Here is a 375-nt window from a genome sequence, read left to right as displayed (position 1 = left end):
AGGTCGTGAAGGCCGCCAAGAAGCTGGTGGACCTGATCGGCGCCGACTACATCGTGTCCGTGGGCCGCGGCATCAGCAAGGATGTCGAGGGCGGCATCAAGCTGGCGGAGGAGCTGGCGGACGTCCTGGGCGGCGTCGTGGGCGGCAGCCGTGCCGTTATCGACTCCGGCTGGCTGTCTGCCGACCATCAGGTGGGCCAGACCGGCAAGACCGTGCATCCGAAGGTGTACATCGCTCTGGGCATCTCCGGCGCTATCCAGCACAAAGCCGGCATGCAGGACTCCGAGTGCATCATCGCGGTGAACAAGAACGACACCGCTCCCATCTTCGAGATCGCCGACTACGGCATCTGCGGCGACCTGTTCAAGGTCACCC

At 64.8% G+C, this 375-nt stretch carries 1 protein-coding gene; it reads left to right on the top strand.

What is annotated here, in order from left to right:
* The coding region (locus tag H9X91_RS14865; RefSeq protein ID WP_204805886.1) for an electron transfer flavoprotein subunit alpha/FixB family protein at positions 1–375 on the top strand (375 nt) is incomplete at both ends.

Source organism: Oscillibacter valericigenes (assembly GCF_016902445.1).
Lineage (GTDB): Bacteria > Bacillota > Clostridia > Oscillospirales > Oscillospiraceae > Oscillibacter > Oscillibacter avistercoris.
This window is presented reverse-complemented; position numbering and strand designations above follow the sequence as displayed.